This is a genomic window from Enterobacter cloacae complex sp. SHL018 (assembly GCF_049237905.1).
Classification (GTDB): Bacteria; Pseudomonadota; Gammaproteobacteria; order Enterobacterales; family Enterobacteriaceae; genus Enterobacter; species Enterobacter hormaechei_C.
Window position 1 is genome coordinate 272,132 of sequence record NZ_JBMKJE010000005.1, and the last position, 26,177, is coordinate 298,308.

General features: G+C 56.1%; 26 protein-coding genes. 20 read left to right on the forward strand and 6 right to left on the reverse strand.

Features of this window, described 5'->3' with window-relative positions:
• Positions 1-4: 4 nt before the first annotated feature.
• On the reverse strand, positions 5-472 hold the full coding sequence (gene yigI, locus ACOTY5_RS18920; RefSeq protein WP_006812366.1) for an acyl-CoA thioesterase YigI: 468 nt from the start codon (positions 470-472) through the stop codon (positions 5-7).
• A 160-nt stretch (positions 473-632) separates the two neighbouring features.
• Between yigI and pldA the strand changes: the two genes are divergently transcribed.
• From pldA to rhtC, 3 genes are all read left to right on the forward strand, one after another.
• Positions 633-1,502: a phospholipase A gene (gene pldA / locus ACOTY5_RS18925; RefSeq protein WP_421631993.1), complete on the forward strand. Its 870-nt coding sequence runs from the start codon at positions 633-635 to the stop codon at positions 1,500-1,502.
• 90 nt (positions 1,503-1,592) lie between these two features.
• Positions 1,593-3,422, forward strand: a complete 1,830-nt coding sequence (gene recQ, locus ACOTY5_RS18930) for an ATP-dependent DNA helicase RecQ (protein WP_032620661.1) — start codon at positions 1,593-1,595, stop codon at positions 3,420-3,422.
• A 61-nt stretch (positions 3,423-3,483) separates the two neighbouring features.
• Positions 3,484-4,104 (forward strand): threonine export protein RhtC, encoded by a 621-nt coding sequence (gene rhtC / locus ACOTY5_RS18935; RefSeq protein WP_006179256.1) that lies wholly within the window; start codon positions 3,484-3,486, stop codon positions 4,102-4,104.
• Here rhtC and rhtB read toward each other — a convergent pair.
• Positions 4,101-4,721 (reverse strand): homoserine/homoserine lactone efflux protein, encoded by a 621-nt coding sequence (rhtB, locus tag ACOTY5_RS18940; protein WP_006812363.1) that lies wholly within the window; start codon positions 4,719-4,721, stop codon positions 4,101-4,103. The two genes, rhtC and rhtB, sit on opposite strands and share 4 nt — an antisense overlap.
• A 111-nt stretch (positions 4,722-4,832) precedes the next feature.
• On the opposite strand from rhtB, the gene pldB reads away from it, so the two are divergent.
• The 3 genes from pldB (at position 4,833) to ACOTY5_RS18955 (ending at position 7,639) form a co-directional block, all read left to right on the forward strand.
• Positions 4,833-5,825: a lysophospholipase L2 gene (gene pldB, locus ACOTY5_RS18945; RefSeq protein ID WP_015570002.1), complete on the forward strand. Its 993-nt coding sequence runs from the start codon at positions 4,833-4,835 to the stop codon at positions 5,823-5,825.
• Positions 5,826-5,856: 31 nt separating this feature from the next.
• Positions 5,857-6,657 (forward strand): sugar/pyridoxal phosphate phosphatase YigL, encoded by an 801-nt coding sequence (yigL, locus tag ACOTY5_RS18950; protein ID WP_015570001.1) that lies wholly within the window; start codon positions 5,857-5,859, stop codon positions 6,655-6,657.
• A gap of 82 nt (positions 6,658-6,739) precedes the next feature.
• Entirely contained in the window at positions 6,740-7,639 is a 900-nt protein-coding gene (locus ACOTY5_RS18955; RefSeq protein WP_023295736.1) for a carboxylate/amino acid/amine transporter, read from the forward strand.
• On the opposite strand, the gene metR is transcribed toward ACOTY5_RS18955, so the two are convergent.
• Complete coding sequence (metR, locus tag ACOTY5_RS18960) at positions 7,527-8,480, reverse strand: HTH-type transcriptional regulator MetR (RefSeq protein ID WP_015570000.1); 954 nt, start codon at positions 8,478-8,480, stop codon at positions 7,527-7,529. The two genes, ACOTY5_RS18955 and metR, sit on opposite strands and share 113 nt — an antisense overlap.
• A 116-nt stretch (positions 8,481-8,596) precedes the next feature.
• On the opposite strand from metR, the gene metE reads away from it, so the two are divergent.
• On the forward strand, positions 8,597-10,858 hold the full coding sequence (metE, locus tag ACOTY5_RS18965; protein WP_421631994.1) for a 5-methyltetrahydropteroyltriglutamate--homocysteine S-methyltransferase: 2,262 nt from the start codon (positions 8,597-8,599) through the stop codon (positions 10,856-10,858).
• Between the two features lie 47 nt (positions 10,859-10,905).
• Here the strand turns inward: metE and ACOTY5_RS18970 are convergent, their stop codons facing one another.
• On the reverse strand, positions 10,906-11,712 hold the full coding sequence (locus ACOTY5_RS18970; protein ID WP_003860793.1) for a dienelactone hydrolase family protein: 807 nt from the start codon (positions 11,710-11,712) through the stop codon (positions 10,906-10,908).
• Between the two features lie 259 nt (positions 11,713-11,971).
• Between ACOTY5_RS18970 and udp the strand changes: the two genes are divergently transcribed.
• The 9 genes from udp (at position 11,972) to tatD (ending at position 19,881) form a co-directional block, all read left to right on the forward strand.
• Complete coding sequence (udp, locus tag ACOTY5_RS18975; RefSeq protein WP_003860792.1) at positions 11,972-12,733, forward strand: uridine phosphorylase; 762 nt, start codon at positions 11,972-11,974, stop codon at positions 12,731-12,733.
• Positions 12,734-12,871: 138 nt separating this feature from the next.
• Positions 12,872-14,329, forward strand: a complete 1,458-nt coding sequence (rmuC, locus tag ACOTY5_RS18980) for a DNA recombination protein RmuC (protein WP_017383581.1) — start codon at positions 12,872-12,874, stop codon at positions 14,327-14,329.
• 66 nt (positions 14,330-14,395) lie between these two features.
• Positions 14,396-15,151, forward strand: coding sequence for a bifunctional demethylmenaquinone methyltransferase/2-methoxy-6-polyprenyl-1,4-benzoquinol methylase UbiE (gene ubiE / locus ACOTY5_RS18985; protein ID WP_003860790.1), 756 nt, complete (start codon positions 14,396-14,398; stop codon positions 15,149-15,151).
• A 13-nt stretch (positions 15,152-15,164) separates the two neighbouring features.
• Positions 15,165-15,770 (forward strand): ubiquinone biosynthesis protein UbiJ, encoded by a 606-nt coding sequence (gene ubiJ, locus ACOTY5_RS18990; RefSeq protein ID WP_045142452.1) that lies wholly within the window; start codon positions 15,165-15,167, stop codon positions 15,768-15,770.
• Positions 15,767-17,407 (forward strand): ubiquinone biosynthesis regulatory protein kinase UbiB, encoded by a 1,641-nt coding sequence (gene ubiB / locus ACOTY5_RS18995; protein ID WP_017694740.1) that lies wholly within the window; start codon positions 15,767-15,769, stop codon positions 17,405-17,407. Before ubiJ ends, ubiB begins: the two co-directional genes overlap by 4 nt.
• Before the next feature lie 76 nt (positions 17,408-17,483).
• On the forward strand, positions 17,484-17,738 hold the full coding sequence (tatA, locus tag ACOTY5_RS19000; protein ID WP_003860787.1) for a Sec-independent protein translocase subunit TatA: 255 nt from the start codon (positions 17,484-17,486) through the stop codon (positions 17,736-17,738).
• A 3-nt stretch (positions 17,739-17,741) separates the two neighbouring features.
• The gene (gene tatB / locus ACOTY5_RS19005; RefSeq protein WP_003860783.1) at positions 17,742-18,284 is read left to right on the forward strand and encodes a Sec-independent protein translocase protein TatB; all 543 of its coding nucleotides are present in this window, start codon (positions 17,742-17,744) and stop codon (positions 18,282-18,284) included.
• Between the two features lie 2 nt (positions 18,285-18,286).
• Positions 18,287-19,057, forward strand: coding sequence for a Sec-independent protein translocase subunit TatC (gene tatC / locus ACOTY5_RS19010; protein ID WP_015569997.1), 771 nt, complete (start codon positions 18,287-18,289; stop codon positions 19,055-19,057).
• Positions 19,058-19,098: 41 nt separating this feature from the next.
• Positions 19,099-19,881 carry a 3'-5' ssDNA/RNA exonuclease TatD gene (gene tatD, locus ACOTY5_RS19015; protein WP_045142453.1) on the forward strand — a complete coding sequence of 261 codons (783 nt, stop codon included), beginning with the start codon at positions 19,099-19,101 and terminating at the stop codon, positions 19,879-19,881.
• Here tatD and rfaH read toward each other — a convergent pair.
• Entirely contained in the window at positions 19,878-20,369 is a 492-nt protein-coding gene (gene rfaH, locus ACOTY5_RS19020; RefSeq protein WP_003860779.1) for a transcription/translation regulatory transformer protein RfaH, read from the reverse strand. The genes tatD and rfaH overlap by 4 nt on opposite strands.
• 169 nt (positions 20,370-20,538) lie before the next feature.
• Here rfaH and ubiD point away from each other — a divergent pair, with 169 nt between their 5' ends.
• From ubiD to ACOTY5_RS19035, 3 genes are all read left to right on the forward strand, one after another.
• On the forward strand, positions 20,539-22,035 hold the full coding sequence (ubiD, locus tag ACOTY5_RS19025) for a 4-hydroxy-3-polyprenylbenzoate decarboxylase (protein ID WP_023295742.1): 1,497 nt from the start codon (positions 20,539-20,541) through the stop codon (positions 22,033-22,035).
• Between the two features lie 39 nt (positions 22,036-22,074).
• Positions 22,075-22,776, forward strand: a complete 702-nt coding sequence (gene fre, locus ACOTY5_RS19030; protein WP_003860778.1) for an NAD(P)H-flavin reductase — start codon at positions 22,075-22,077, stop codon at positions 22,774-22,776.
• Positions 22,777-22,992: 216 nt separating this feature from the next.
• On the forward strand, positions 22,993-24,612 hold the full coding sequence (locus ACOTY5_RS19035) for an ABC-F family ATP-binding cassette domain-containing protein (protein WP_045142454.1): 1,620 nt from the start codon (positions 22,993-22,995) through the stop codon (positions 24,610-24,612).
• 38 nt (positions 24,613-24,650) lie between these two features.
• On the opposite strand, the gene ACOTY5_RS19040 is transcribed toward ACOTY5_RS19035, so the two are convergent.
• Positions 24,651-24,938 (reverse strand): HTH-type transcriptional regulator, encoded by a 288-nt coding sequence (locus ACOTY5_RS19040; protein ID WP_003860776.1) that lies wholly within the window; start codon positions 24,936-24,938, stop codon positions 24,651-24,653.
• Positions 24,939-25,268: 330 nt separating this feature from the next.
• Between ACOTY5_RS19040 and ACOTY5_RS19045 the strand changes: the two genes are divergently transcribed.
• Positions 25,269-25,979 carry a DUF3053 domain-containing protein gene (locus ACOTY5_RS19045; RefSeq protein ID WP_017383576.1) on the forward strand — a complete coding sequence of 237 codons (711 nt, stop codon included), beginning with the start codon at positions 25,269-25,271 and terminating at the stop codon, positions 25,977-25,979.
• Positions 25,980-26,177: the final 198 nt, after the last annotated feature.

A 26,177-nucleotide genomic window follows, 5' to 3' on the forward strand; every position in this document is an offset into this window, starting at 1 on the left:
CGTCTCAACCCACCATATAAGTGGCGGTTGCGCTGGCGATATAAACCTGCTCCTCGTTATGCAGCTCAACGCGGGCGACGGCAACTTTATTCCCGGCGCGCAGCAGGCTGCTGGTGCAGGTGAAGCGGTTTCCGCGTCCCGGACGCAGATAGTCGACGCGTAAATCGATGGTGCCCATGCGCGACAGGCGCTGGCGTAACTCATCTTCGTTGATGGTGTCATGGCGCGTCAGCGTGCTGCCCACGCACACCAGACCGGCCGCCACGTCCAGCGCGGAGGCAATCACCCCGCCGTGCAAAATGCTTTGCGCCCAGTTACCGACCATCATTGGCTGATTATTGAAACTCAGCTGAGCGAAGTCTTTTTCGTATCGCTCCAGCTCAAGACCCAGTGCACGGTTGAACGGCATGTGGTACACAAAAATCTCGCCCACGAGCTTTAAGGTTTCTTCGGCAGTGAGTGTGGCTGACATCTGACGTGGCATCCTTGTTGTTAACAAAATGTTGATTTTATGCTTCAGGATAAAGGAATGCCACTTTAAGAAACGAGGAAGCGGAAGTTATCGCAGAAGTCTGTAGAATGCCCGGACAAAACTATTCATTAAATGTCACCATTTCAGGAGAACACCACCGATGCGGACGTATCTGGGTTGGTTACTGGCGGCGGTTGCGCTGCCCCTCACAGCATATGCGCAGGAAGCGACGATCAAAGAGGTGCATGATAAACCTGCCGTTAAGGGCAGCATCATCGCCAATATGCTTCAGGAGCATGACAATCCGTTCACGCTGTACCCGTATGACACAAACTACGTGATCTACACCCAGACCAGCGATCTCAACAAAGAGGCGATAAGCTCCTATAACTGGTCTGATAATGCGCGTAAAGATGAGGTGAAGTTCCAGCTCAGCCTCGCCTTCCCGTTCTGGCGCGGCATCCTGGGGCCGAACTCGGTACTTGGCGCGTCTTACACGCAGAAGTCATGGTGGCAGCTCTCCAACAGCGGGGAATCTTCACCGTTCCGCGAAACCAACTATGAACCGCAGCTGTTCCTCGGTTTCGCCACCGATTATGAGTTTGCAGGCTGGACGCTGCGAGACGTGGAGGTGGGCTATAACCACGATTCCAACGGTCGTTCCGACCCAACCTCACGCAGCTGGAACCGCATCTATACGCGTCTGATGGCGCAGAACGGCAATTTCATGGTGGAAGTGAAGCCGTGGTACGTGGTGGGCAGCATCGATGATAATCCAGATATCACCAAATATATGGGCTACTATCAGCTTAAAGTGGGCTATCAGCTGGGTGACGCGGTGCTGAGCGCCAAAGGCCAGTACAACTGGAATACTGGCTACGGCGGTGCAGAGCTGGGCCTGAGCTACCCGGTAACGAAACACGTTCGTCTCTATACTCAGGTGTATAGCGGGTATGGTGAATCGCTGATCGACTACAACTTCAACCAGACCCGCGTCGGTGTGGGCGTGATGCTGAACGATATTTTCTAAGCTGCTCGAATGTTTTTGCGTTAAACGTTGAAGTTTCTCTCTCAGGCGCTGAAAATAGCGCCTGTTTCATTTCTGGCATATGGGGTTAACGTGGCGCAGGCGGAAGTATTGAATCAGGAATCGCTGGCTAAACAGGTTTTGCAGGAAACCTTTGGCTACCAGCAGTTCCGCCCTGGCCAGGAAACCATCATTGAAACCGTGCTGGAAGGCCGCGATTGCCTGGTGGTCATGCCGACCGGCGGCGGAAAATCGCTCTGCTATCAGGTGCCCGCGCTGGTGCTTAATGGCCTGACGGTCGTGGTATCGCCCCTTATTTCCCTGATGAAAGACCAGGTCGACCAGCTGCTTGCCAACGGCGTGGCGGCGGCCTGCCTGAACTCGACGCAGACCCGCGAGCAACAGCAAGAGGTAATGACCGGGTGCCGCACCGGGCAGATCCGCCTGCTGTATATCGCGCCAGAACGCCTGATGCTGGACAACTTCCTCGATCATCTGGCGCACTGGAATCCGGTGCTGCTGGCGGTGGATGAAGCGCACTGTATCTCCCAGTGGGGGCACGATTTCCGCCCGGAATACGCCGCTCTTGGCCAGCTTCGTCAGCGCTTCCCCGAGCTGCCGTTTATGGCGCTTACCGCCACGGCGGACGACACCACGCGTCAGGACATCGTTCGCCTGCTGGGGCTAAACGACCCGTATATTCAGGTCAGCAGCTTCGACCGCCCGAACATCCGCTATATGCTGATGGAGAAGTTCAAGCCGCTGGATCAGCTCTTACGCTACGTGCAGGAGCAGCGCGGAAAGTCCGGCATCATCTACTGCAACAGCCGGGCGAAGGTGGAAGACACCGCCGCGCGTCTGCAAAACCGTGGCTTTAGCGCCGCGGCCTATCACGCCGGGCTGGAGAACCATATCCGCGCCGACGTGCAGGAGAAATTCCAGCGCGACGACCTGCAAATCGTGGTCGCAACGGTGGCGTTCGGGATGGGGATCAACAAGCCCAACGTGCGCTTTGTGGTGCATTTCGACATTCCGCGCAATATCGAATCCTACTATCAGGAAACCGGCCGCGCCGGGCGTGACGGCCTGCCTGCGGAAGCGATGCTGTTTTACGATCCGGCGGATATGGCGTGGCTGCGCCGCTGTCTCGAGGAGAAACCGCAGGGGCAGTTGCAGGATATCGAACGCCACAAGCTTAACGCGATGGGGGCCTTCGCCGAAGCGCAAACCTGCCGCCGTCTGGTGCTGCTCAACTACTTTGGTGAAGGGCGTCAGGCACCGTGCGGCAACTGCGATATCTGCCTCGACCCGCCGAAGCAGTACGATGGCCTGATGGACGCGCGCAAAGCGCTCTCGACTATCGGACGCGTGAACCAGCGCTTCGGGATGGGCTACGTCGTTGAAGTGCTGCGCGGGGCTAACAACCAGCGTATCCGCGATATGGGTCACGACAAGCTGCCGGTTTATGGCATCGGGAAAGACCAGAGCCACGAGCACTGGGTGAGTATCATCCGCCAGCTGATCCATCTCGGCTTTGCCACGCAGAACATTGCCCAGCATTCTGCGCTTCAGCTGACCGAAGCGGCGCGACCGGTCCTGCGTGGCGAGGTTGAACTGAAGCTCGCCGTTCCTCGCGTTGTCGCCCTGAAGCCGCGCGTGATGCAGAAATCCTACGGCGGTAACTACGATCGCAAGCTGTTCGCCAAGCTGCGTAAGCTGCGTAAAGCCATTGCGGATGAAGAGAACATCCCGCCATACGTGGTGTTCAACGACGCGACGCTTATCGAGATGGCCGAGCAAATGCCGCTCAGCGCCAGCGAGATGCTCAGCGTCAACGGCGTTGGCACGCGTAAGCTGGAGCGCTTTGGTAAAGAGTTTATGGCGCTCATCCGTTCCCACGCTGATGGTGATGATGAGGAGTAGTCAGCCGGGCGAAAAAGTGCCAGGATGGTGACTCACTGTATTATTTCCCCGCGAGCTAATTATGTTAATGCTATTTCTCACCGTGGCGTTAGTGCACATCGTTGCGCTGATGAGCCCTGGCCCTGACTTTTTCTTCGTGTCACAAACGGCCGTCAGCCGCTCCCGCAAAGAGGCAATGATGGGTGTGCTCGGTATTACCATGGGCGTCATGGTCTGGGCGGCGGTTGCGCTGCTCGGTCTGAACCTGATCCTGGCGAAAATGGCGTGGCTGCATAACATCATCATGGTCGGCGGCGGTCTGTACCTGTGCTGGATGGGCTACCAGATGCTGCGCGGGGCGCTGAAGAAAGAAGAGAAAAAGCCGGAAGAGCCAAAGGTTGAGCTGGCAACGGGCGGCCGTAGCTTTGTGAAAGGGCTGCTGACCAACCTGGCGAACCCGAAAGCGATTATCTACTTCGGCTCTGTGTTCTCGCTGTTTGTAGGGGATAACGTCGGCGCGGGCGCGCGCTGGGGGATCTTCCTGCTGATCGTTGTTGAGACGTTCGCCTGGTTTACCGTTGTGGCAAGCCTGTTTGCCTTACCGGCGATGCGTCGCGGCTACCAGCGCATCGCGAAGTGGATCGACGGCTTTGCCGGCGCGCTGTTCGCCGGCTTCGGCATTCATCTCATCATTTCTCGCTAAGCATGACGCGCTGACGCAAGCAGCGCGCCAACCAGCATAAACAGCGAACCAAAGACTTTGTTCAGGGCCTTCATCTGTTTAGGCCCTTTGATCCACGCCGCAATTCGCTGCGCCAGCGTCGCGTAACCAATCATCACAATGATATCGACAATAATGGTGGTCGCGCCCAGCACCACGTACTGCATCACCTGTGGCTGATGCGGCACGATAAACTGCGGGAACAGGGCGGCGAGGAACACGATGCTTTTCGGGTTGGTCAGGTTAACGAACACCGCGCGTTTAAACAGGTGGCCGCGTGTTTGCGTCCGGGAGAGCGTATGCAGATCAATCGAGCCTGCGGCGCGCCACTGCTGAATACCCAGCCAGATAAGATACGCTGCGCCAGCCCATTTCAGCACCTCGAAGGCCAGCACCGAACGGGAGAACAGCGTGCCCAGACCAATCCCCACCAGCACAATATGAATGCCAAGCCCGGTCTGTAAACCGGCGATTGACGCCGCCGCGCCGCGATAGCCGTGATTAATGGAGGTGGTCATGGTGTTGATTGCGCCCGAGCCAGGTGAAAGGCTGAGGATGATGGATGTCAGCAGGTAGGCGAACCACCATTCGAAGGTCATTTGAAACTCCCGGATCGTCTGTTTTTATGCCACAATACGCTATTGTTGAGTCATTTTGTGACCGGTGACGAAAAAAACGATATTCCCTGAATTACGGGGGGTGGAAACCCAATGTTTCAGCAGAAAAAGGACTGGGAAACACGAGAAAACGCATTTGCTGCTTTCTCCATGGGGCCGCTGACCGATTTCTGGCGCCAGCGTGAGGAAGATGAGTTTATGGGCGTCGGGGAAATCCCGGTGCGCTTCGTTCGTTTCCGTGATGAAAAAAATGACCGGGTGATTGTGGTCTGCCCCGGGCGCATCGAAAGCTATATCAAATATGCCGAGCTGGCGTATGACCTGTTCCATCTGGGCTTTGATGTGTTAATTATCGACCATCGCGGGCAGGGGCTTTCCGGCCGGATGTTGCCGGATACCCATCGCGGCCACGTGGATAACTTCAGCGATTACGTCGACGATCTGGCCGCGTTCTGGCAGCAGGAAGTGCAGCCCGGACCGTGGCGCAAGCGTTATATTCTTGCCCACTCCATGGGGGGGGCGATCTCGACGTTGTTTTTGCAGCGCCATAAGCACCAGTGTGACGCCATTGCGCTGACCGCGCCGATGTACGGCATTGTGATACGTTTTCCTGACTGGATGGTGCGCCATCTTCTCGACTGGGCTGAGGGCCATCAGCGCATTCGAGAAGGCTATGCCATCGGAACAGGACGCTGGCGGGCATTGCCATTTGCCATCAACGTGTTAACCCACAGCCGGCAGCGTTATCGCCGCAACCTGCGTTTTTATGCCGATGAACCGCGTCTGCGGGTCGGCGGCCCCACCTGGCACTGGGTGCGGGAAGGTATTCATGCCGGTGAGCAGGTGCTGGCGGGCGTAGGCGATGATGACACGCCGACGCTCCTGATCCAGGCGGAAGAAGAGCGTGTGGTGGATAACCGCATGCATGACCGCTATTGTGAACTTCGCGCCGCTGCGGGCCATCCCTGTGAAGGGGGTAAACCGCTGGTCATCAACGGTGCGTACCATGAGATCCTTTTTGAAAAGGACGCTATGCGCTCAGTCGCGCTCAACGCCATTGTTGAATTTTTCAACAGGCATAACTGATTATTGTTTTCCACCAGAGGTTGAAATCCCTATGTACCAGGTTGTTGCATCTGATTTAGATGGCACGCTGCTTTCTCCCGACCACACCCTGTCGCCTTATGCGAAAGAGACCCTAAAACTCCTGACTGCCCGTGGCGTGAACTTTGTGTTCGCCACCGGTCGCCACCACGTGGACGTGGGACAGATCCGCGATAACCTGGAGATCAAGTCGTACATGATCACCTCTAACGGTGCGCGCGTACATGACACGGACGGCAACCTGATTTTTACCCATAATCTCGATCGTGACATCGCCACCGATTTGTTCGGCATTGTGCATAACAACCCGGATATCGTGACTAACGTTTACCGCGACGACGAGTGGTTTATGAACCGCCATCGCCCGGAAGAGATGCGCTTCTTCAAGGAAGCCGTATTCCAGTACTCACTGTACGAGCCGGGTCTGCTGGAGCCGGAAGGGATCAGCAAGGTATTCTTCACCTGTGTAAATCATGAGGAGTTACTGCCGCTGGAGCAGGCGATCAACGCCCGCTGGGGCGACCGCGTGAACGTGAGCTTCTCCACGCTGACCTGTCTGGAAGTGATGGCGGGCGGGGTGTCCAAAGGTCACGCGCTGGAAGCGGTAGCGAAACGGCTGGGCTTTGATCTGAAAGACTGTATCGCCTTTGGCGATGGCATGAACGATGCCGAGATGCTCTCCATGGCGGGCAAAGGCTGCATCATGCAGAACGCGCACCAGCGCCTGAAAGATCTGCACCCGGAGCTGGAAGTGATCGGCACCAACGGCGATAACGCCGTGCCTAAGTATCTGCGCAAACTGTTCCTTGAATAATCTTCAATTGATTGTTTATTGTTCAGATGTCAACTAAAGAGTTCGCTACAATGCCTCTCCTTCTTTCTGAGAGACAAGCATTGTGGCGCTACTCATTATCACCACTATTCTGTGGGCCTTCTCCTTTAGTCTGATTGGCGAATACCTTGCCGGATCGGTCGACAGCTACTTCTCGGTACTGATGCGCGTGGGGCTGGCGGCGCTGGTGTTCCTGCCGTTCCTGCGTACCCGCGGGCAGTCGCTAAAAACGATACTGCTGTACATGCTGGTAGGCGCGATGCAGCTCGGCATCATGTACCTGTTCAGCTTCCGGGCCTACGTTTACCTGTCCGTCTCGGAATTTCTGCTCTTCACCGTGCTGACGCCGCTCTACATCACGCTGATTTATGACTTGCTCAGCAGGCGCCGTTTGCGCTGGGGATATCTGCTGAGCGCTGCGCTGGCAGTCATTGGCGCGGCGATTATTCGCTATGACAAGGTAAGCGATCACTTCTGGACCGGGCTGATGTTCGTCCAGCTCGCTAATATCAGCTTTGCCATCGGGATGGTGGGTTACAAACGTCTGATGGAGACCCGCCCGATGCCGCAGCATAACGCGTTTGCGTGGTTCTATATGGGCGCGGCGATTGTCGCGGTAGCGGCGTGGTTTCTGCTCGGCAATCCGCAAAAGCTGCCGACTACCTCCGTGCAGTGGAGCGTTCTGGTCTGGCTGGGCGTGGTGGCGTCGGGGCTGGGCTATTTTATGTGGAACTACGGCGCTACGCAGGTAGACGCCGGAACGCTGGGGATCATGAACAACGTGCACGTGCCGGCGGGGCTACTGGTGAACCTCGCCATCTGGCAGGAGCAGCCGCACTGGCCGAGTTTCCTTATTGGGGGAACGGTGATCCTGGCTTCGCTGTGGGTACATCGCCGCTGGGTCGCTCCGCGCTCCGCACAAACGGAAGATGGTCGCACGCGTGGTTCCGCGCTGAGCGAATAAACGCTTCCGTAATCGGCTGACGCTGCTCGCCGTCACGCACGGCGGCGTACAGCCGGCTCCACAGTCCTTCACCCAGAGTTTTGGTGACCACCAGACCCTGGCGTTCAACCGTCTCGACCACCCAGTGCGGCAGCGCCGCAATCCCCATTCTGGCCGCCACCATCTGAATTAACAGCAGCGTGTTATCCACGCTTTTCAGCTGTGGGCTGATGCCCGCGGGTTGCAGGAAATGGCGCCAGATATCCAGACGACTGCGCTGTACCGGGTAAATCAGCAGCGTCTCCGTTGCCAGATCTTCCGGCGTGATACGCGTTTTAGCGGCCAGCGGATGGTCCGGGGCCAGCACCAGACGCACCTCAAAATCAAACATTGGCGAATAGTGCAGACCGCTGCGCGGCAGAATATCTGAGGTCATCACCAGATCCAGCTCACCCTGCTGAAGCGACGGCTGTGGATCAAACGTGACGCCGGATTTGAAGTCCATCTCCACCTGCGGCCACTTCTGGCGGAAGTTCTCAAGCGCGGGGGTCAGCCACTGAATACAGCTGTGACACTCAATGGCGATGCGCAGGGTGGTCTGCTGCGGCTCGTTGCAGGACTGCAACGCGCTGGCAATCTGCGGCAACACCTGGTTCGCCAGCTGAAGCAAAATTTCGCCCTGCGGCGTAAAGCGCAAAGGCTGGCTCTTACGCACAAAAAGACGAAAGCCGAGGCGTTGTTCCAGATCGCTGAACTGGTGAGAAAGGGCAGACTGAGTCTGGTGCAGCGTGGCCGCTGCCGCCGCAAGAGAACCGCAGTTCCGCAACGCTTGTAGCGTTTTCAGGTGTTTTATCTCGATCATGAAAGTCCTTCACTTCGCCATGAACATTTTGCGCTTGAGGAATATACAGTACCTGCCAATTATAGAAGTGTAAACATCTGGACGTCTAAATAACGAATTTCTACAAGGGGTATGCCATGACAATCCGCACTCACACTCTCGGTTTCCCTCGCGTTGGTCTGCGTCGCGAGCTGAAAAAAGCGCAAGAAAGCTACTGGGCGGGTAACGCCACCCGCGAAGAACTGCTGGCGGTGGGGCGCGAGCTGCGCGCGCGTCACTGGGATCAGCAAAAACAGGCGGGCGTAGACCTGCTGCCGGTGGGCGATTTCGCCTGGTACGACCATGTTCTGACCACCAGCCTGCTGCTTGGCAACGTGCCGGCTCGTCATCAGAACAACGATGGATCGGTGGATATCGATACCCTGTTCCGCATCGGCCGTGGCCGCGCGCCAACGGGTGAGCCAGCGGCAGCGGCGGAAATGACCAAGTGGTTTAACACTAACTATCACTATATGGTGCCGGAGTTCGTTAAGGGCCAGCAGTTCAAACTGACCTGGACCCAGCTTCTGGATGAAGTGGACGAAGCGCTGGCGCTGGGTCACCAGGTGAAACCCGTGCTGCTGGGGCCGGTCACCTACCTGTGGCTGGGCAAAGTGAAAGGCGAGCAGTTCGACCGCCTCAGCCTGCTGAACGATATTCTGCCGGTTTATAAGCAGGTGCTGATTGAGCTGGGCAAACGCGGTATTCAGTGGGTGCAAATCGATGAACCGGCGCTGGTGCTTGAGCTGCCACAGGCGTGGCTGGATGCCTTCAAACCGGCGTATGACGCGCTCACGGGCCAGGTGAAGCTGCTGCTGACCACCTATTTCGAGGGCGTAACGCCGAACCTCGACACCATTACCGCGCTGCCGGTTCAGGGTCTGCACGTTGATCTCGTTCACGGCAAAGACGATGTGGCAGAGTTGCACAAGCGTCTGCCTGTGGAGTGGCTGCTCTCTGCCGGTCTGGTGAATGGTCGTAACGTCTGGCGTGCCGATCTCACCGGGAAATATGCACAAATCAAGGACATTGTCGGTAAACGTGAATTGTGGGTAGCCTCTTCCTGTTCCCTGCTGCACAGCCCGATCGACCTGAGCGTGGAGACCCGACTCGACCCTGAGGTGAAAAGCTGGTTTGCCTTTGCCCTGCAAAAGTGTGAGGAGCTGGCTCTGCTGCGCGACGCGTTGAACAGCGGCGACACGGCAGCGATTACCGACTGGAGCGCCCCGATCCAGGCGCGCCGTCACTCGACGCGCGTGCATAACCCGGCGGTGGAAAAACGTCTGGCAGCCATCACTGCCCGGGACAGCCAGCGCCAGAGCCCGTATGAAGTGCGCGCCGAAGCCCAGCGTGCACGCTTTAACCTGCCCGCGTGGCCGACCACAACCATCGGCTCCTTCCCGCAGACTACCGAGATCCGCGGCCTGCGCCTGGACTTCAAAAAAGGCAATCTGGATGCGAATCACTACCGCACCGGCATTGCGGAGCACATCAAACAGGCGATCGTCGAGCAGGAACGTCTGGGTCTGGACGTGCTGGTGCACGGCGAGGCCGAGCGTAACGATATGGTGGAATACTTCGGTGAACACCTGGACGGCTTTGTCTTTACCCAGAACGGCTGGGTGCAAAGCTACGGCTCCCGCTGCGTGAAGCCGCCGGTGGTGATCGGTGACGTCAGCCGCCCGGAAGCGATCACCGTGGAGTGGGCGAAGTATGCGCAGTCTCTGACCGACAAACCGGTAAAAGGCATGCTGACGGGGCCGGTGACCATTCTCTGCTGGTCGTTCCCGCGTGAAGATGTATCCCGGGAAACCATCGCCAAACAGATCGCCCTGGCGCTGCGTGATGAAGTGGCGGATCTGGAAGCGGCGGGGATTGGCATCATTCAGATCGACGAACCGGCGCTGCGTGAAGGCTTGCCGCTGCGTCGCAGCGACTGGGATGCTTATCTGACGTGGGGCGTGGAGGCGTTCCGCCTCAACGCGGCCGTCGCGAAGGACGACACGCAGATCCACACCCACATGTGTTACTGCGAATTTAACGACATCATGGACTCCATTGCCGCGCTCGACGCCGATGTGATCACCATCGAGACCTCGCGTTCAGACATGGAGCTGCTGGAGTCGTTCGAAGAGTTCGACTACCCGAACGAAATCGGGCCGGGCGTGTATGACATTCACTCCCCTAACGTGCCGAGCGTGGAGTGGATTGAATCGCTGCTGCAAAAAGCCGCTCGGCGCATTCCGGCGGAACGCCTGTGGGTAAACCCGGACTGCGGCCTGAAAACTCGCGGCTGGCCTGAAACCCGCGCGGCGCTGGCGAACATGGTGCAGGCGGCGCAGAATTTTCGTCAGGCGTAGTGGGGCTGGATTGCCCGGTTGGCGCAGCCGCCACCGGGCTTTTTGTATTACGCTTTCTTCCCGCCGTACTGGCTGAACCACGCCAGCATTCTCTGCCAGCCATCTTTCGCCGATTCTGCGTGATAGCTCGGACGATAATCGGCATTAAACGCGTGTCCCGCATCCGGGTACACCACGATTTCGGCCTTCGCGTTTGCCGCCCGCAGCGCGTGGCGCATGGTCTCGACGGTATCAAGCGGAATGCCGGTATCCTGGCCGCCATACAGCCCTAGCACCGGGGCATTTAAATCGGTGGCGATATCAACTGGATGTTTCGGCGAGTTCAGGGTCTTTTCACCCACCAGTTTACCGTACCAGGCCACAGCGGCTTTCAGCTGCGGATTGTGCGCGGCATACAGCCAGCTAATGCGTCCGCCCCAGCAGAAGCCGGTCACCATCAGACGGTGCGGGTCGCCACCGTTGCGCGCCGCCCAGCTGGCAACGTGGTCGAGATCGGCCAGCACCTGCGCGTCCGGCACTTTGCTGACCAGGTTGCTGAACAGCGTCGGGATGTCGCTGTAATCATTCGGATCGCCCTGACGGAAGTAGAGTTCCGGCGCAACGGCCAGGTAACCTTCCAGCGCCAGACGGCGGCAGAGGTCGCGAATATGTTCATGAACGCCAAATATTTCCTGCACCACGATCACGATGGGCAGCGGGCCATCGGCAGATTTTGGCCGCGCGTGGTACGCTGGCATGTTCTCCCCCTGGGAGGGAATGGAGGTCTCGCCTGCGGTAATGGCCTCTTCAGGGGTTGAGACGATGGTTGAAGCATGCGGGGCCGCAGCAGGTGCAAAACCGGTTTTTTCAGTCATGGCATTCTCCGTACCAATGAATGGATTAGCGCAAAGATAAATATAGACACCAGGTTAACAATCCACAGTGCCTTATAGCGTCTATCTTTTGTGCAGCACCCGGCGATATAACTTGTTAATGTGATGTGAATCACTATTTTATGGAAATTAACTGCAATCATTTTCATTCATGGTGAGGTGTGTCACGAAATAATGCACATTGCTTCTGTAAAGTACCGTTTTACTTCTTCTGACAAACCGACCCACAGAGGAGTCACCTATGTCTAAGTCTGATGTTTTTCATCTCGGCCTCACTAAAAACGATTTACAAGGGGCTACGCTTGCTATCGTCCCTGGCGATCCTGAGCGTGTGGAAAAGATCGCCGCGCTGATGGATAAGCCGGTTAAGCTGGCAGCGCATCGCGAATTCACCACCTGGCGCGCAGAGCTGGACGGTAAAGCGGTGATCGTGTGCTCTACCGGTATTGGTGGCCCGTCTACCTCTATCGCCGTTGAAGAGCTGGCGCAGCTGGGCATTCGTACTTTCCTGCGCATCGGCACCACAGGCGCCATTCAGCCGCACATCAACGTGGGCGACGTGCTGGTTACCACCGCATCCGTGCGTCTGGACGGGGCAAGCCTGCACTTTGCACCGATGGAATTCCCGGCAGTGGCCGATTTCGAATGCACCACCGCGCTGGTTGAAGCCGCGAAGTCCGTGGGCGCAACCACCCACGTGGGCGTAACTGCCTCTTCCGATACCTTCTACCCGGGCCAGGAGCGTTACGACACCTTCTCTGGTCGCGTGGTGAGCCGTTTCAAAGGCTCCATGGAAGAGTGGCAGTCGATGGGCGTCATGAACTACGAAATGGAATCTGCGACGCTGCTGACCATGTGCGCAAGCCAGGGTCTGCGTGCCGGTATGGTGGCGGGCGTTATCGTCAACCGTACTCAGCAGGAGATCCCGAACGCTGAAACCATGAAGCAGACTGAAAGCCATGCGGTGAAAATCGTGGTTGAAGCGGCGCGCCGCCTGATCTAATTCTCTCTTCAGTGCTGAAAGGCCGACATGCTCGGCCTTTTCTTTTTGCGTAACGCCTCGCAGGAAAACCCTTTCAAACTGGACGTTCATACAGCACAATTCTATTTTGTGCGGTAATACGTTGATGCAGGGGGCATTGTGGATATCTCAATCCTGATTTATGCAGTGATTGCGCTGGTGAGCGTGGGAATTGGCTGGCTCATTTCCGGCTACCAGCATGCGCAGCAGAAAGCCGAACAGCTGGCAGAGCGCGAGGAGATCGTCGCTGAACTTAGCGCGACGAAACAACAGCTTGCGCTGAGTGACCACTGGCGCGACGAATGCGAACTGCTCAATAACGAACTGCGCAATCTGCGTGATATCAATACCTCGCTGGAGGCCGATCTCCGTGAAGTGACCACCCGTCTTGAGTCCACCCAACTGCACGCCGAAGACAAAATCCGTCAGATGATCAACAGCGAGCAGCGTCTTAGCGAGCAGTTTGAGAACCTCGCGAACCGCATTTTTGAGCACAGCAATCGCCGTGTGGATGAGCAGAACCGCCAGAGCCTGAACAGCCTGCTGACGCCGCTGCGTGAACAGCTGGACGGCTTTCGCCGTCAGGTACAGGACAGCTTTGGTCAGGAGGCCCGCGAACGCCACACGCTGGCGCATGAAATTCGTAATCTCCAGCAGCTGAATGCGCAGATGGCGCAGGAGGCGGTTAACCTGACGCGCGCACTGAAAGGTGATAACAAAGCGCAGGGAAACTGGGGCGAAGTGGTCATGACGCGTGTGCTGGAGGCCTCTGGCCTGCGCGAAGGATACGAATACGAAACGCAGGTCAGCATTGAGAACGATGCGCGCTCGCGGATGCAGCCGGATGTCATTGTTCGTCTGCCACAGGGCAAAGATGTGGTTATCGACGCCAAAATGACGCTGGTGGCCTATGAGCGCTACTTCAACGCGGAAGATGACTACACCCGCGAAACAGCGTTGCAGGAGCACATCGCCTCCGTGCGTAACCATATCCGTCTGCTGGGCAGAAAAGATTATCAGCAGTTGCCGGGGCTGCGATCGCTGGATTATGTGCTGATGTTCATTCCGGTCGAGCCTGCGTTCCTGCTGGCGCTCGACAGACAGCCCGAACTGATCACCGAAGCGCTGAAAAATAACATTATGCTGGTCAGCCCCACCACGCTACTGGTGGCGTTACGTACCATTGCCAACCTGTGGCGCTATGAGCACCAAAGCCGTAACGCGCAGCAGATTGCCGATCGCGCCAGCAAGCTGTACGACAAAATGCGGCTGTTTGTGGACGATATGTCCTCGGTGGGGCAAAGCCTGGATCGCGCGCAGGATAACTACCGCCAGGCGATGAAAAAACTCTCCTCCGGGCGTGGCAATTTGCTGGCGCAGGCGGAGGCGTTTCGCAGCCTGGGGGTGGAAGTTAAACGCGAGATTAATCCGGAACTGGTGGAGCAGGCTACCGCTCAGGACGAAGAGTTTCGTCTGCGTGAAGGCGACGGTAAGCAAAATAGCCGCAATGAAGACAACGATTTAGCGGCGAGTTTATCCCCCGAAGCGCAGCCGGCGCGTTTCTTTCACGGTGGTTGAAACGTAGGGCAAATGCGCCCAATCTGTTACACTTCACGAACATTTGACTGATTAGCAGGCTCTGAGATGGTTGACGATTCACAAGACACAACGCACTTTGGCTTTCAGACTGTCGCCAAAGCGCAGAAAGCTGACATGGTGGCCCACGTATTTCATTCCGTGGCGGCGAAGTACGATGTGATGAATGATTTGATGTCATTTGGCATTCATCGCTTGTGGAAGCGCTTCACTATTGATTGCAGCGGCGTGCGCCGTGGACAAACGGTGCTGGATTTAGCCGGAGGCACAGGGGATCTGACCGCTAAATTCTCCCGTCTGGTTGGCGAAACCGGCCGCGTGGTGCTGGCGGATATCAACGACTCAATGCTGAAAATGGGACGCGAAAAGCTGCGTAATATCGGCGTGGTAGGCAACGTTGAATATGTTCAGGCCAATGCCGAAGCGCTGCCGTTCCCGGATAATACGTTCGACTGCATCACCATCTCTTTCGGTCTGCGTAACGTGACCGATAAAGATAAAGCGCTGCGCTCCATGTACCGCGTGCTTAAGCCGGGCGGTCGACTGCTGGTACTCGAGTTTTCTAAACCGATTATCGACCCGCTGAGCAAAGCTTACGATGCTTATTCCTTCCACGTTCTGCCGCGCATCGGCGAGCTGGTGGCAAACGATGCAGAAAGTTACCGTTATCTGGCCGAGTCCATCCGAATGCACCCGGATCAGGACACGCTGAAAGCGATGATGCAGGATGCGGAGTTTGAAAACGTGGAATACTTCAATATGACGGCGGGTGTCGTCGCGCTGCATCGTGGTTACAAGTTCTGAGTGGAGGTTTCCCGTGCCCATTAAACCCTTAGTCACCGCTGGCATCGAGAATGTGCTGAATGCTTTTCTGTATCGCGCTCCGGCGCTGAAAACCGCACGTCAGCGGCTTAACGGAAAGGTGCTGCGCATCGTTTTAAAGGAGTTCTCGACGCCGCTTGTGCTGGTCTTCAGCGAACGCCAGCTTGACGTTCTGGGGGAGTGGGAAGGCGAGGGTGACTGCTCGGTGATTACGCACATGAGCGTATTGCCAAAACTGCGTGACCGTCAGCAGATGACGGCGCTTATTCGCAGCGGTGAGCTGGAGGTCGAAGGCGATATTCAGGTGGTACAGAACTTCGTTGCACTTAGCGATCAGGCTGAATTCGACCCGGCGGAACTGCTGGCGCCCTATATCGGCGACATCGCGGCTGAAGGTATAAGCAAAACGCTGCGCACGGGTTCCGCTTTCCTGCGTAAAGGTCTGCTCCGTCAACAGCGCTACGCTGCCGAGGTGCTGACCGAAGAGTGGCGTATGGCGCCGGGGCCTTTAGAAGTCGCCTGGTTTGCAGAAGAGACCGCGGCAGTTGAGCGCGCAGTTGATGCGTTAACCAAACGGCTGGAAAAACTGGAGGGCAAATGACGCCTGGTGAAATTCGGCGCCTCTATTTTATCGTTCGCACCTTTTTGAGCTACGGGCTCGACGAGCTTATCCCCAGAATGCGTATCACCCTGCCGCTTCGGCTTTGGCGTCGCACGCTGTTCTGGATGCCGAATCGCCATAAGGATCAGGAGCTGGGCGCACGCCTGCGTCTTGCGTTACAGGAGCTGGGCCCGGTCTGGATCAAGTTTGGGCAGATGCTCTCAACACGTCGCGACCTTTTCCCACCGCAGATTGCCGATCAGCTCGCGCTATTGCAGGACCGCGTTGCTCCGTTTGACGGAGAGAGAGCGAAGAAACAAATCGAAGAAGCGATGGGCAATATCCCCATCGAGACCTGGTTTGATGATTTCGATATTCAGCCCCTGGCCTCTGCCTCTATTGCGCAGGTTCACACCGCGCGCCTGAAGGAAAATGGCAAAGAGGTGGTCATCAAAGTGATTCGTCCGGATATCCTGCCGGTTATCAAAGCAGACATGAAGCTGATTTATCGCCTGGCTCGCTGGGTGCCGCGTCTGTTGCCGGATGGTCGCCGTCTGCGTCCGCTGGAAGTGGTTCGGGAATACGAAAAAACGCTGATTGACGAGCTTAACCTGCTGCGTGAATCGGCGAACGCCATTCAGCTGCGTCGAAACTTTGAAGACAGCCCGATGCTGTATGTTCCTGAAGTCTATTCTGACTATTGCAGTCAGAACATGATGGTGATGGAACGTATCTACGGTATTCCGGTCTCGGACGTGGCGGCGCTGGAAAAACAGGGCACCAACATGAAGCTGCTGGCCGAGCGTGGCGTGCAGGTCTTCTTTACTCAGGTTTTTCGCGACAGCTTCTTCCATGCAGACATGCATCCGGGCAACATCTTCGTCAGCTATGAGCACCCGGAAGATCCGAAATACATCGGCATCGACTGCGGTATTGTCGGCTCGCTGAATAAAGAGGATAAGCGCTACCTCGCAGAGAACTTTATCGCTTTCTTCAATCGCGACTACCGTAAGGTGGCCGAGCTGCACGTGGATTCAGGCTGGGTTCCGCCAGATACCAACGTGGAAGAGTTTGAATTTGCGATCCGCACCGTCTGTGAGCCGATTTTTGAAAAGCCGCTCTCGGAGATCTCTTTCGGACACGTCCTGCTCAACCTGTTCAACACCGCACGCCGTTTCAATATGGAAGTGCAGCCACAATTAGTTTTACTTCAGAAAACATTACTTTACGTTGAGGGCGTAGGCCGCCAGCTCTATCCTCAGTTAGACTTGTGGAAAACCGCGAAACCGTTCCTCGAATCCTGGATTAAGGATCAGGTCGGTATTCCAGCCCTGGTTCGCTCGCTTAAAGAGAAAGGCCCGTTCTGGATTGAAAAAATGCCTGAAATTCCTGAACTGGTTTACGACAGTTTGCGTCAGAGCAAGAACCTTCAGCACAGCATGGATAAAATCGCGCACGAGCTTCAATCCAGTCGCGTGCGTCAGGGGCAGTCCCGCTATCTCTTCGGAATTGGCGCGACGCTGCTGATAAGCGGCACGTTGCTGTTGATCAATCGTCCGGACTGGGAAATGATGCCAGCCTGGATTATGGCTGCCGGTGTGGTTGTCTGGCTTGCTGGCTGGCGAAAAACGCGCTGAATTAGCGTCGCTATCGAGAGATTGCATACGTATAATGCGATCTGACTAATTAATCATCTATCACTGGGGAACACGCATGGGTGGTATCAGTATCTGGCAGTTAGTGATCATTGCCGTCATCGTTGTGCTGCTGTTTGGCACGAAAAAACTCGGATCGATTGGTTCCGACCTGGGCGCGTCAATCAAAGGCTTCAAGAAAGCCATGAGCGATGATGAGAATAAGCAGGAAAAAACCAGTCAGGATGCTGATTTTACCGCTAAATCCATCGCCGATAAGCAGGACGAAGCCAAAAAGGAAGAGGCTAAACGTCACGATAAAGAGCAGGTGTAATTCGTGTTCGACATTGGTTTTGGTGAGTTACTGCTGGTCTTTGTGATTGGTCTGATTGTGTTGGGGCCGCAGCGTTTACCCGTTGCGGTGAAAACCGTCGTGGGCTGGGTGCGGGCGCTTCGCTCGCTGGCAACTACCGTGCAGAACGAGCTGGCGCAGGAGCTGAAGCTTCAGGAATTTCAGGACAGCCTGAAAAAGGTTGAAAAGGCGAGCATGGACAACCTGACGCCGGAGCTGAAAGCATCAATGGATGAGTTGCGCGAAGCGGCGGAATCCATGAAGCGTTCTTACAGCATTAACGATCCTGAGAAGGCGAGCGATGAAGCAAACACCATCCACAATCCGGTGGTGAAGGGTAGCGAAGAGCAGCGCGAGGGTGTAACGCCTTCCAGCGCGGAGCATCAGGCTGCTTCGCCAGAGCAATCGCCGCAGGAGCCCGAAGTGAAAAAGCAGGTGCCGCCGGAAGAGCCCGTGGTCAAAACGGCTGAGGTAAAACCCGCCGCGCCCGTTTCCGAATCATCCCCCTCGTCGAGTGATAAAGCGTAAACATGGCAGTAGATGATACTCAACCGCTTATTACGCACCTCATTGAGCTGCGTAAGCGCCTGTTAAACTGCATTATTGCGGTTTTCCTCATTTTTTTATGTCTGGTCTATTTTGCCAACGATATCTATCAGGTGGTTTCCGCGCCGCTGATTAAACAGATGCCTCTGGGCGCGACGATGATTGCAACAGACGTTGCTTCACCGTTCTTTACCCCGATCAAACTGACCTTCTGGGTGTCGTTGATTGCCTCTGCGCCGGTCATTCTGTATCAGGTCTGGGCATTTGTGGCGCCCGCGCTGTACAAGCATGAACGCAAGCTGGTTATTCCGCTGCTGGTGTCCAGTTCGCTGCTGTTTTATATCGGCATGGCGTTCGCCTACTTCGTTGTCTTCCCGCTGGCCTTCGGCTTCCTGACGCATACCGCACCGGAAGGGGTACAGGTGTCGACGGACATCGCCAGCTACCTCAGCTTCGTGATGGCGCTGTTTATGGCCTTTGGTGTCGCCTTCGAGGTGCCCGTAGCAATTGTCCTGCTCTGCTGGGTGGGGGTGACCACGCCTGATGATCTGCGTAAGAAGCGCCCGTACATCCTGGTGGGGGCATTTGTCGTAGGTATGCTGTTAACGCCACCGGACGTCTTCTCGCAAACCTTACTGGCGATACCTATGTACTGCCTGTTTGAAGTCGGCGTGTTCTTCGCTCGTTTCTACGTCGGAAAGGGGCGTACCCGGGACGAAGAAGACGAGCCGTCTGAAGAGACTACTAAAGAATAAAACCAACCGCCCGTCAGGGCGGTTGTCATATGGGGATACGTATGTTTGATATCGGGCTTAACCTCACCAGCGCCCAGTTTGCGAAAGACCACGATGAGGTGGTGGCGCGCGCCTTTGCCGCCGGCGTGGGTGGGCTGCTACTGACGGGAACGAATCTGCATGAGAGTGAGCAGGCACGGCAGCTGGCGCAACGCTATCAACACTGCTGGTCCACCGCAGGCGTGCATCCTCATGACAGCAGCCAGTGGACGCATGAAAGCGCTGAGGCGCTTCATCGTCTGGCACAAACGCCAGAAGTGGTTGCCATTGGCGAATGCGGGCTTGATTTCAACCGTAACTTCTCGACGCCTGAAGAGCAGGAGAAGGCATTTACCGCCCAGCTCGCGCTGGCAGCAGAGCTGGAGATGCCGGTGTTTATGCACTGTCGCGATGCGCATGAACGTTTTATGGCGCTACTGGAACCCTGGCTGGAGAAACTGCCGGGCGCGGTGTTGCACTGCTTTACGGGCTCCCGTCAGGAAGCGCTGGACTGCCTGAACCGCGGGCTGTATTTGGGTATCACTGGCTGGGTCTGCGATGAGCGTCGTGGGCTGGAACTGCGTGAGCTGTTACCCGTTATCCCGGCCGATCGTTTGCTGCTGGAAACGGATGCGCCGTATCTGTTGCCCCGGGATATGCAGCCCAAACCGCCATCACGACGTAATGAACCGGCCTACCTGCGGCATATTGCTGAGCGAGTGGCGCACTGGCGCGGAGAAGATGCCCAGTGGCTGGCAGCACAAACCGATGATAACGTGCGTCGTCTGTTCGGCGTGCAGTTCTAAACTTTGCGGAAATCGGTGTTTTTAACGCTCTGCAACACCTCTTTGTTCAGCAGGTTGAGCAGCAGCATGGAGCGCGCTTCACCGTCCGGCTCAGCGAAGATGGCCTGTAACCCTTCAAAGGCGCCTTCGGTGATCACCACGCTGTCGCCGGCATAAGGGGTTTCCGGATCGGTAATATCTTCAGGCTGCTGGTAGACAGAAAGCTGATGAATAACCGATGACGGTACTCTTGCCGGATGAGCGCCAAAACGCACAAAATGGCTGACGCCGCGCGTGGCGCTGATCGTCGTGGTGTGGATCACTTCGGGGTCGAACTCGACGAACAGATAGTTCGGGAACAGAGGCTCACTGACGGTCGTGCGTCTTCCACGCTGCATTTTTTCAAGCGTGATCACGGGTGTCAGGCAGTTAACAGACTGACGTTCAAGATGTTCCTGCGCGCGCTGAAGTTGCCCGCGTTTGCAATACAGTAAATACCAGGCCTGCATAATCACTCTTCCCATTGTTCGGGGCGCAAGCATACCAAAACCCTGGCGGGATCGCTAAGGTGATTATAATGGCGAAAAAGAGAGTAAGTCGTGGAAGTTCACGCTAATTTAACAAAATTACAGCATCACGCGGTCTTACGCCGTATAATGAAGCGCTTACAGAGAGGCCATGATTAACTGCATGAAATACCACGATCTACGCGACTTCCTGGCGCTGCTGGAAAAGCAGGGCGAACTCAAACGCATTACGCTTCCTGTTGATCCGTATCTGGAAATGACAGAAATCGCTGACCGCACCCTGCGCGCGGGCGGCCCGGCGTTGCTGTTTGAAAACCCAAAAGGCTACGCCATGCCGGTGCTGTGCAACCTGTTTGGCACACCTCGCCGCGTGGCGCTGGGGATGGGACAGGAAGATGTCACGGCGTTACGTGAAGTGGGTAAACTGCTGGCCTTTCTTAAAGAGCCGGAGCCGCCAAAAGGGTTCCGCGACCTGTTCGACAAGCTGCCGCAGTTTAAGCAGGTGCTGAACATGCCCACCAAACGCCTGCGCGGTGCGCCGTGCCAGCAAAAAGTGCTGGAAGGCGATGCGGTGGATCTGACCAAAATTCCCATCATGCAGTGCTGGCCTGACGATGCCGCACCGCTGATCACCTGGGGCCTCACCGTGACGCGTGGGCCGCATAAAGAGCGTCAAAACCTCGGCATTTACCGCCAGCAGCTGATTGGCAAAAACAAGCTCATCATGCGCTGGTTGTCCCATCGCGGTGGGGCGCTGGATTTCCAGGAGTGGTGCGCGGCCCATCCGGGCGAACGCTTCCCGGTTTCCGTCGCGCTGGGTGCCGATCCGGCAACCATTCTGGGCGCGGTGACGCCTGTTCCTGATACGCTGTCTGAATATGCCTTTGCAGGGCTGCTGCGCGGCACCAAAACCGAAGTGGTGAAGTGCATCTCTAATGACCTGGAAGTACCGGCCAGCGCAGAGATCGTGCTGGAAGGTTACATTGAACAGGGCGAGCTGGCACCCGAAGGGCCGTACGGCGACCACACCGGCTATTACAACGAAGTGGATAACTTCCCGGTGTTCACCGTCACCCACATTACCCAGCGTGAAGATGCCATCTATCACTCCACCTATACCGGCCGTCCACCGGATGAACCGGCGGTGCTTGGCGTGGCGCTGAACGAAGTGTTTGTGCCGATCCTGCAAAAGCAGTTCCCGGAAATTGTTGATTTTTATCTGCCGCCGGAAGGGTGTTCGTATCGCCTGGCGGTGGTGACGATGAAGAAGCAGTATGCCGGTCACGCTAAGCGCGTGATGATGGGCGTATGGTCTTTCCTGCGCCAGTTTATGTATACCAAGTTTGTGATTGTCTGCGATGATGACGTCAATGCCCGCGACTGGAATGACGTCATCTGGGCCATCACCACGCGTATGGATCCGGCGCGTGATACGGTGTTAGTGGAAAACACGCCGATTGATTATCTGGACTTTGCCTCGCCGGTTTCCGGACTTGGCTCAAAAATGGGACTGGATGCCACGAATAAATGGCCTGGCGAAACCGACCGTGAATGGGGTCGCCCGATCGAAAAAGATCCTGCCGTGACCGCGCGAATTGACGCGATCTGGGACGAGCTGGCCATAATGAATAACGGTAAGGCAGAATAAGACCGTTTAGCCCTATAGACTTCCCGACAGAGAGAGCGAATGACAACCTTAAGCTGTAAAGTGACGTCGGTAGATGCTATTACCGACACCGTATATCGCGTCCGTTTGGTTCCTGAAGCGGCCTTCTCATTCCGTGCCGGTCAGTACCTGATGGTCGTGATGGACGAGCGTGATAAGCGTCCTTTCTCTATGGCCTCAACGCCAGCAGAGAAGGAATTTATTGAGCTGCATATTGGTGCGTCTGAGCTTAACCTGTACGCGATGGCCGTGATGGACCGCATCCTGAAAGAGCGTGAAATCGTGGTCGATATTCCTCATGGCGAGGCCTGGCTGCGTGAAGACGAAGACCGTCCGCTGATCCTGATTGCCGGTGGCACGGGCTTCTCTTATGTCCGCTCTATTCTGCTGACCGCGCTGGCGCGCAACCCGAATCGCGATATCACCATCTACTGGGGCGGTCGTGAAGAGAAGCATCTTTACGATCTGTCTGAGCTGGAAGCGCTGAGCGTAAATCATCCAAACCTGCGCATCGAGCCGGTTGTCGAGCAGCCGGAAGAGGGCTGGCGCGGGCGCAGCGGTACGGTGCTGACTGCGGTATTGCAGGATCACGGGACGCTGGCCGGGCACGATATCTATATTGCCGGTCGCTTTGAAATGGCAAAAATTGCCCGCGACCTGTTCTGCAACGAGCGTGACGCGCGGGAAGATCGTCTGTTTGGCGATGCGTTTGCGTTTATCTGATTGAGAGACCCGCTTCGGCGGGTTTTTTACGCTCGGGCATTAGCCTGGCGAAAATTTAACCTTGAAATGGGCGGCGCATTGCCGTTATTCTTGTTCCCGTTAAATTTCGCCCTCAGGAGCGCCCCCCAAAAATGAACAAACACGACTGATGAATTTCGATCCTTGCTCAACGCACCGCGTCGGCAGGGGATGTTTTGATTTCATTCAGGAGTGCTTATGGCTCATTTTGCGCAGTCCCCCTCTTTTATTTTGCATCAGGTCACCTGTCAGTTTGCGACGGGCGATATCCTTTTTGGTCCGCTGAATCTTTCTCTGGATGCGTCAGTGTGCGCGCTGGTTGGCCGCAACGGCAGCGGTAAAACACGTCTTCTGCGGCTGCTGGCAGGGGTTGATGAACCCGCCAGCGGTCATATTGAGCGCTTTGATACACACGTCTATGTGGCGCAGCAGCAGGATATTTCTGCGGATACGACTCTTGCCGGACTGCTTGGTTACGACGCGATCTTTGCGGCGCGCACGCGCATCGACAGCGGTCATTATGAACCCGACGATCTCGATACGCTCGACGGTTACTGGGATCTGGCTGAACGGCTGAGCCAGGCTTTTATCGCTGCAAAACTTCCCCCTTTTGACCCGAATAAACGCGCGGCAGAGCTGAGCGGCGGCGAGCGCATTCGTGCCTTGCTGTGCGGCGCATTCGCCGCAGATGCTGATTACCTGCTGCTGGACGAACCGACCAACCACCTCGACAGGCAAGGCCGCGTATGGTTCTACGAGCAGCTTTCCCGGTATCAGGGCGGGGTGCTGGTGGCCTCTCACGACCGTGAGTTGCTGGCCCAGGTACCGCGTATCCTTGAACTGAGCGCGTTGGGCTTGCGCAGCTACGGGGGGAATTATGCTGACTATCGAACCCAGCGTGATGCTGAGCAGCTGGCTGCCCGCGCCGCGCTGGAGCATGCTGCCACCGAACGCAAGCGTACCCGCGCCCGTATGCATAAAGAGCATGACGACAGCCTGCGGCGTTCAGCCAAAACGCTTCGCACGGTCGACAGCCTTAACATCGCCTCGTTTGAACGGGTCAAATACAAAGGGGCGGCGAAAGAGCGTATTGGTTCCTGGAAAAAACAGCATAGCGATCAAAATCATGCTCTGAACGCTGCGGTCAACCAGGCACGCGAGCGGGTTGAAGAGGATAACGCGGTGATGTTTACCCTGCCGGGCAGTGAAATCCCGGAAGGAAAACAGGTGCTGGCGCTGGAAGAACTGGTGCTTCCGCACGTGCCTGTCTCCCCGATAAACTGGCGAATGGATGGCCCGATGCGCGTGGCGCTACGCGGGCCGAACGGCTGTGGAAAATCCACGCTGTTGAAAGTGATGTTGGGCGAAACAGCCCCTGTCACGGGAATCTGTAAGGTCTCTGTCAGGTGTGCGTATCTCGATCAGCATCTTTCCCGGCTAGATCTGTCGCAGTCGGTGATGACACACCTTAGCCTGGGCAATACGCCGCTCGAAGAAGGGGCGCTGCGTACCCGTTTAGCGCAGCTTCAGCTGGGCGCAGAGAAAGTGACACTACCACTGGCCGAACTGAGTGGCGGCGAGCGCCTGAAGGCCGCGCTGGCCTGCGTATTGTGGCGTGAAGCGGCAACGCAGCTGTTGCTTCTGGATGAGCCAACCAACCATCTTGATCTGGCCTCTGTTCAGGCTATAGAAGCGGCCTTAGCCGATTACCCCGGCGCGCTGCTGGTGGTGTCGCATGATGAAGCCTTTCTGGCAGGGCTGAAGTTGACGCATGAACTGGTGTGGGAAGAGACGGGATGGCGATGTGAAAGCCTGTAAACACAAGCCCCCGCAAGGGCGGGGGCAAACAAACTTTATCAGGCTAACTGCTTGCGAAGGTCAGGGTTTGCCTGGATCAGGCGCATCAGCTTTAGCTCGGCTGGGGTAGGTTTTTCACGTTTTGACTCCCACTCCAGCACCATCGCTACGCTGACACCCATCGCTCTTGCGAATTCATCTGTTTTCAGGCCCGATCCTTTGCGTAAACGCTCAAATTCACTAAAAGGATTGGACTTTTGATTCAGGGTAACCGTCGGCGGTACATCTTTAAAAATAATCTGTTCCAGGCTGCTCAGCAGCTCAAACTCAGGATCTTTTAATTCCATTGAGAACTCCTCATAAATCACACATCGGGATCATGAACATCAGAGAGCCTGTTAAGAATAGTCCCTAAACCAGACACAGGATCGTCACGGCTGTGATTAATTGTGCGATAACGATCGCTTTACGCGTTTCAGCTATATGGATAGTTATGCTAATTACCTGATTAGTCATATGTAGGGATGCACAGGTATTTTTTTGTAAATAGTCAGTACAAAAACGGGAATACCCGTTTTGCATGAAAACTCTATCTTGCAAGGCTGACCTGGACTATCCTTGTCAGCGTTGGGCACGCGTGTGCCGGTGTGCGCTTTTTGGGTGAAAGGAGTAATAAAATGGCGACAGGAAAGTCCTGCTCTCGCTGGTTTGCGCCTATTGCGGCGTTGTTGATGGTTGTTAGCCTGAGTGGGTGTTTCGATAAAGAAGGCGATCAGCGCAAAGCGTTTATCGATTTTCTACAGAATACAGTGATGCGTAGCGGCGAGCGTTTACCAACGCTGACTGCGGATCAGAAAAAACAGTTTGGTCCATTCGTGTCGGATTACGCCATTCTGTATGGCTATTCACAGCAGGTAAGCCAGGCGATGGATTCCGGTATTCGCCCGGTAGTGGATAGCGTGAATGCCATCCGCGTTCCACAGGATTATATGACCCAGCGCGAACCGCTGCGCCAGTCAAATGGCGCGCTTGGGGTACTGAGCCAGCAGCTGCAAAATGCCAAAATGCAGGCTGATGCGTCGCGTTCCGCGTTGAAGCAGGGCGAGGATCTCAAACCGGTCTATGACCAGGTGTATGAGAAAGTCGTGACCAAGCCGTCAAACGCCTTGCAACCGCTGATCCCGGCGGCGCAGGTCTTTACTCAGCAGCTGGTTCAGGTGGGTGACTTTATTAGTGAACAAGGTACGCAGGTGAGCTTCGTCTCTAACGGTATCCAGTTCCCGACCTCCCAGCAGGCGAGCCAGTATAACGCGCTGATCGGGCCGCTCGCGTCCCAGCATCAGGCCTTTAGCCAGGCATGGAGCGCAGCGGTCGCTGCTACGGAATAAGAAAAACCCCCGCTTCGGCGGGGTTTTTTTTATGCTTGATGAAAATAACGCTTGTCATTCATCTACCACATCGGTATAACTATGTTCGTCGGTTTGTTACACAGACCTAAAGCAGTTTAGTAAAGCAGTCCAGATTGTTATCCATAGATACCCTTCGTAGTGACCCTTCCTTCATCGCTTAAAAATCTGTAACGCAAT

Excerpts from the sequence above, each read along its gene's own strand:
- yigI (WP_006812366.1), bottom strand. The coding sequence starts at position 472 with ATGTCAGCCACACTCACTGCCGAAGAAACCTTAAAGCTCGTGGGCGAG.
- pldA (WP_421631993.1), top strand. The coding sequence starts at position 633 with ATGCGGACGTATCTGGGTTGGTTACTGGCGGCGGTTGCGCTGCCCCTC.
- rhtC (WP_006179256.1), top strand. The coding sequence starts at position 3,484 with ATGTTAATGCTATTTCTCACCGTGGCGTTAGTGCACATCGTTGCGCTG.
- rhtB (WP_006812363.1), bottom strand. The coding sequence starts at position 4,721 with ATGACCTTCGAATGGTGGTTCGCCTACCTGCTGACATCCATCATCCTC.
- pldB (WP_015570002.1), top strand. The coding sequence starts at position 4,833 with ATGTTTCAGCAGAAAAAGGACTGGGAAACACGAGAAAACGCATTTGCT.
- yigL (WP_015570001.1), top strand. The coding sequence starts at position 5,857 with ATGTACCAGGTTGTTGCATCTGATTTAGATGGCACGCTGCTTTCTCCC.
- metR (WP_015570000.1), bottom strand. The coding sequence starts at position 8,480 with ATGATCGAGATAAAACACCTGAAAACGCTACAAGCGTTGCGGAACTGC.
- metE (WP_421631994.1), top strand. The coding sequence starts at position 8,597 with ATGACAATCCGCACTCACACTCTCGGTTTCCCTCGCGTTGGTCTGCGT.
- ACOTY5_RS18970 (WP_003860793.1), bottom strand. The coding sequence starts at position 11,712 with ATGACTGAAAAAACCGGTTTTGCACCTGCTGCGGCCCCGCATGCTTCA.
- udp (WP_003860792.1), top strand. The coding sequence starts at position 11,972 with ATGTCTAAGTCTGATGTTTTTCATCTCGGCCTCACTAAAAACGATTTA.
- ubiE (WP_003860790.1), top strand. The coding sequence starts at position 14,396 with ATGGTTGACGATTCACAAGACACAACGCACTTTGGCTTTCAGACTGTC.
- ubiB (WP_017694740.1), top strand. The coding sequence starts at position 15,767 with ATGACGCCTGGTGAAATTCGGCGCCTCTATTTTATCGTTCGCACCTTT.
- tatA (WP_003860787.1), top strand. The coding sequence starts at position 17,484 with ATGGGTGGTATCAGTATCTGGCAGTTAGTGATCATTGCCGTCATCGTT.
- tatC (WP_015569997.1), top strand. The coding sequence starts at position 18,287 with ATGGCAGTAGATGATACTCAACCGCTTATTACGCACCTCATTGAGCTG.
- tatD (WP_045142453.1), top strand. The coding sequence starts at position 19,099 with ATGTTTGATATCGGGCTTAACCTCACCAGCGCCCAGTTTGCGAAAGAC.
- rfaH (WP_003860779.1), bottom strand. The coding sequence starts at position 20,369 with ATGCAGGCCTGGTATTTACTGTATTGCAAACGCGGGCAACTTCAGCGC.
- ubiD (WP_023295742.1), top strand. The coding sequence starts at position 20,539 with ATGATTAACTGCATGAAATACCACGATCTACGCGACTTCCTGGCGCTG.
- fre (WP_003860778.1), top strand. The coding sequence starts at position 22,075 with ATGACAACCTTAAGCTGTAAAGTGACGTCGGTAGATGCTATTACCGAC.
- ACOTY5_RS19035 (WP_045142454.1), top strand. The coding sequence starts at position 22,993 with ATGGCTCATTTTGCGCAGTCCCCCTCTTTTATTTTGCATCAGGTCACC.
- ACOTY5_RS19040 (WP_003860776.1), bottom strand. The coding sequence starts at position 24,938 with ATGGAATTAAAAGATCCTGAGTTTGAGCTGCTGAGCAGCCTGGAACAG.
- ACOTY5_RS19045 (WP_017383576.1), top strand. The coding sequence starts at position 25,269 with ATGGCGACAGGAAAGTCCTGCTCTCGCTGGTTTGCGCCTATTGCGGCG.